General features: G+C 73.1%; 3 protein-coding genes. All 3 read left to right on the top strand.

Annotation, left to right across the window (positions count from 1 at the left end; translation table 11 throughout):
• Positions 1 to 1,760 (top strand): glycoside hydrolase family 3 protein (locus AOK09_RS34205; RefSeq protein WP_055591107.1); only part of this gene is annotated, 1,760 nt, incomplete at its 5' end.
• Positions 1,761 to 2,012: 252 nt separating this feature from the next.
• The gene (locus AOK09_RS34200; RefSeq protein WP_055591106.1) at positions 2,013 to 3,959 is read left to right on the top strand and encodes a fumarate reductase/succinate dehydrogenase flavoprotein subunit; all 1,947 of its coding nucleotides are present in this window, start codon (positions 2,013 to 2,015) and stop codon (positions 3,957 to 3,959) included.
• The gene (locus AOK09_RS34195; RefSeq protein WP_055591105.1) at positions 3,956 to 4,726 is read left to right on the top strand and encodes a succinate dehydrogenase/fumarate reductase iron-sulfur subunit; all 771 of its coding nucleotides are present in this window, start codon (positions 3,956 to 3,958) and stop codon (positions 4,724 to 4,726) included. The genes AOK09_RS34200 and AOK09_RS34195 overlap by 4 nt, the downstream gene beginning before the upstream one ends.
• Positions 4,727 to 4,749: the final 23 nt, after the last annotated feature.

Here is a 4,749-nt window from a genome sequence, read left to right as displayed (position 1 = left end):
GCGCCGAGCTGGCCGCGCTGGGCATCAACCAGGACTACGCCCCCGTCGCCGACGTCAACCTCGACCCCGCGAACCCGGTGATCGGGATCCGCTCCCCGGGCGCCGACCCCCACGCGGTGGCGGAGCTGACCGCCGCCCAGGTCGACGGTCTGCGACTGGCGGACACGGTCTCCACCGCCAAGCACTTCCCCGGCCACGGCGACACCTCCACCGACAGCCACACCGGCCTGCCGGTGATCGGGCACAGCCGCGCCGAGTGGGAACAGGTGGACGCCCCTCCCTTCGCCGCCGCGATCGGGCAGGGCGTGGACTCGGTGATGACCGCGCACATCGTGGTCCCGGCCCTCGACCCGTCCGGCGACCCCGCCACCCTCTCCAGGCCGGTCATCACCGGCCTGCTGCGCGGCCGGCTGCACTACGACGGGGTGGTGGTCACCGACTCCCTCGGCATGACCGGCGTCCGTGCGCGCTACGGCGACGCCAAGGTGCCCGTGCTCGCCCTGCGGGCGGGCGCCGACCAGTTGCTGGACCCGCCCGACCTGCCGCTGGCCTACCGCTCGGTGCTGCGCGCCGTACAGGACGGAGAACTGACCGAGGGCCGGATCGACGCCTCGGTGACCCGGGTGCTGCGGATGAAACTGCGGCACCGGCTCCTCGAGCGCACCCCGCCCCGCCCGCAGGACGTCCGCCGGCTGCTGGGCACCCCGGCGCACCTGGCCGCCGCCGACGCGGTGGCCGACCGCAGCGTCACCCTGCTGCGCGACGACACCCGTACGCTGCCGCTCCCCGCGGCGACCGGCCGGCGGCTGCTGGTGACCGGCTGGGAGCCCGGCGGCACCGGGCCCACCGGGATCGGCACCGCCGACGGGCGGCCGGTGCGCGAGCTGGCCCGGGCGCTGACCGCGCTGGGACGGCAGGCCACGCCGCTGCCGACCGGTCCGGCGCCGGACGGCGCGGCGGTGGCCGCCGCCGTCGCCGCCGCCCGGGCGGGCGACGGCCCGGTGGTGGTGCTCACCGGCGGGGCCGACCGGGACCCGGCGCAGCGACGGCTGGTCGCCGCGCTGCTGGCGACCGGGCGGCCGGTGGTGCAGATCGCGGTCTGCGGCCCCTATGACCTCGCCCGGCTGCCAGGGGTGCACACGGCGCTGGCCGGCTACTCATGGTCCGCCGCGACCATGCGGGCGGCGGCCCGGGTGCTCAGCGGGCGCACCACCGCCACCGGGCGGCTGCCGGTCGCGGTGCCGGGGCTCTTCCCGCTGGGCTTCCGGCTGACCTGCTACTACTACCGCAAGGCCTACTACCGGGCGTTCTGGGCGTCCCCGCCGGCCTGCGCGGTCGCCGAGCCGCACAGCTCCTACAGCGGTGAGACCCGCTTCCCGCTGATCCTGCAGAACATCCACCGGTACTTCTTCTATCTGGCGATCCCGGTGGCCTCGATCCTCACCTATGACGTCGCCCTGGGCTTCCGCAACCCGGCGGGCGAGTGGGGCCACATGGGCCTCGGCACCCTGGTGCTGCTGGTGAACGTGCTGCTGATCTGGGCGTACACCCTCTCCTGCCATTCCTGCCGGCATCTGGTCGGCGGCCGGCTGCGGCACTTCTCCCGGCACCCCGTGCGCTACCGGGCCTGGCAGTGGGTCAGCCGGCTGAACGCCCGTCACATGCTGCTGGCCTGGATGTCGCTGGCCTCGGTGGGCATCGCCGACCTGTACGTCTATCTGCTCGCCAGCGGGGCGTTCAGCGACCCCAGGTTCTTCTGAGCGTCGCCGCCCGATGTCCCCCCCTCACCCGCGAGGGGTACCGCACGTCAACCGCGAGGGCTTCCTGCTCCGCAGGCGGCCGCCCCGTCCGGGAGGACTCCCGTTGAGGTCCCGCACCGCCGCCCCAGGCAGACACGGCCGGCCCGGCCGTACGACGGCTTCGCGCCGCGCCCGCGACGCGGCCGCACTCCGCACCGAGGACATGTGTCCTCCCCCGGCTGAGACCGCCGGTTCCCAGGCAAGGAGTTTTGGATGACCGAGGTGGAGCGCCACACATACGACGTGGTCGTGGTGGGCGCGGGCGGGGCGGGGCTCCGGGCCGCGATCGAGGCGCGCGAGCAGGGCATGCGTACGGCGGTGATCTGCAAGTCGCTCTTCGGCAAGGCACACACCGTGATGGCCGAAGGCGGCATCGCCGCCGCCATGGGCAATGTCAACAGCGGCGACAACTGGCAGGTGCACTTCCGGGACACCATGCGCGGCGGCAAGTTCCTCAACCACTGGCGGATGGCGGAGCTGCACGCCAAGGAGGCCCCGGACCGGGTGTGGGAGCTGGAGACCTGGGGGGCGCTCTTCGACCGCACCGGCGACGGGCGGATCTCCCAGCGCAACTTCGGCGGCCATGAGTACCCCCGGCTGGCCCATGTCGGCGACCGCACCGGGCTGGAGCTGATCCGCACCCTCCAGCAGCGGGTGGTCGCCCTCCAGCAGCAGGACTTCGAGGAGTCCGGCGACTACGAGGCCAGGCTGCGGGTCTTCCAGGAGTGCACCGTCACCAGGATCCTCAAGGACGGGGCCAGGGTCTCCGGGATCTTCGGCTACGTCCGGGAGAGCGGGCGCTTCCTCACCATCGAGGCGCCGGCCGTGGTGCTGGCCACCGGCGGCATCGGCAAGTCCTTCAAGGTGACGTCCAACTCCTGGGAGTACACCGGTGACGGCCATGCGCTGGCGCTGCTGGCGGGCGCCGACCTGGTCAACATGGAGTTCGTGCAGTTCCACCCCACCGGGATGGTCTGGCCGCCGTCGGTGAAGGGCATCCTGGTCACCGAGTCGGTGCGCGGCGACGGCGGGGTGCTGCGCAACAACGACGGCAAGCGGTTCATGTTCGACTACGTCCCGGACGTCTTCAAGGGGCAGTACGCCCAGTCCGAGGAGGAGGCCGACCGCTGGTACGCCGATCCGGACCACAACCGCCGCCCGCCCGAACTGCTCCCCCGCGACGAGGTGGCCAGGGCCATCAACTCCGAGGTCAAGGCCGGCCGGGGCTCTCCGCACGGCGGGGTCTTCCTGGACGTCTCCACCCGACTGCCCGCCGAGGAAATCGTCCGCAGACTGCCGTCGATGCACCACCAGTTCAAGGAACTGGCGGACGTGGACATCACCCGCGAGCCCATGGAGGTCGGCCCCACCTGCCACTACGTCATGGGCGGCGTGGCCGTGGACCCCGACACCGCGGCCGCTCCGGGGGTGCCCGGGCTGTTCGCCGCAGGTGAGGTGGCCGGCGGGATGCACGGCTCCAACCGGCTGGGCGGCAATTCCCTCTCCGACCTGCTGGTCTTCGGCCGCCGGGCCGGGCTGCACGCCGCCGGGTACGTCTCCGGACTGGGCGCCCTGCGGCCCGAGGCGGAGCCCGGCCAGGTGGACCGGGCCGCCGCCGAGGCGGTGGAGCCGTTCGACGAGGGCCGCGGCGGGGCCGGAGCCGGGCCCGCCGAGAACCCGTACACGCTCCACCAGGAGCTCCAGCAGACCATGAACGACCTGGTGGGCATCATCCGCCGGGCCGAGGAGATGTCCGAGGCCCTGGAGCGGCTGGCCGCGCTGCGGCAGCGGGCCGGGCGGGCCGTGGTGGAGGGGCACCGCCAGTTCAACCCGGGCTGGCACCTCTCGCTGGACCTGCGCAACATGCTGCTGGTCTCCGAGTGCGTGGCGCGGGCCGCGCTGGAGCGCACCGAGAGCCGCGGCGGCCACACCCGGGACGACCACCCCGAGATGGACCGCTCCTGGCGCAGCGTCAACCTCTGCTGCTCGCTGACGGAGTCGGGCGCCGTGGAGGTCGTCCGCAGGCCCAACCCGCCGATCCGCCCCGACCTGCTGGACCTGTTCGCCGCGGAGGAGCTGGCCAAGTACCTCACCGAGGAGGAACTGCCCGTGCGCGCCGCCCCCGACGCCCCCGCCGCCGAGACCGGAGTCGAGTCATGAGCAACCTGGCCACCTTCCGGATCTGGCGGGGCGACGCCGAGGGCGGCGGCTTCGCGACGTACGAGGTGGAGGTGCACGAGGGCGAGGTGGTCCTGGACATCGTGCACCGGCTCCAGGCCACTCAGACCCCCGACCTGGCGGTCCGCTGGAACTGCAAGGCCGGCAAGTGCGGATCCTGCAGCGCCGAGATCAACGGACGGCCGCGGCTGATGTGCATGACCCGGATGTCCACGCTGCCGCCCGGGGAGCCGGTCACGCTCACCCCCATGCGGACCTTCCCGGTGGTCCGCGACCTGGTCACCGATGTCTCCTTCAACTACACCAAGGCCCGGGAGGTGCCCGCCTTCGTGCCGCCCCCGGGGGTCGCCCCGGGCGAGTACCGGATGGCGCAGGAGGACGTGGCGCGCTCCCAGGAGTTCCGCAAGTGCATCGAGTGCTTCCTGTGCCAGGACGTCTGCCATGTGGTCCGCGACCACGAGGAGAACAAGCCGGTCTACGCCGGGCCCCGCTTCCTGATGCGCATCGCCGAACTCGACATGCACCCCCTGGACGCCGCCGACGGCACCGGCCTGGACCGCAGCCGCTCCGCCCAGGACGACCACGGCCTGGGCTACTGCAACATCACCCGCTGCTGCACCGACGTCTGCCCGGAGCACATCACCATCACCGAGAACGCCCTGATCCCCCTGAAGGAGCGCGCCGCGGACCGCAAGTACGACCCGCTGGTCTGGCTGGGCTCCAAGATCTCCCGCCGCCGCCCGGGCTGACCGGGTCTGCGCCGGGCCGCCGC

This window comes from Peterkaempfera griseoplana (assembly GCF_001418575.1).
GTDB classification, from domain to species: domain Bacteria; phylum Actinomycetota; class Actinomycetes; order Streptomycetales; family Streptomycetaceae; genus Peterkaempfera; species Peterkaempfera griseoplana.
This window is presented reverse-complemented; position numbering and strand designations above follow the sequence as displayed.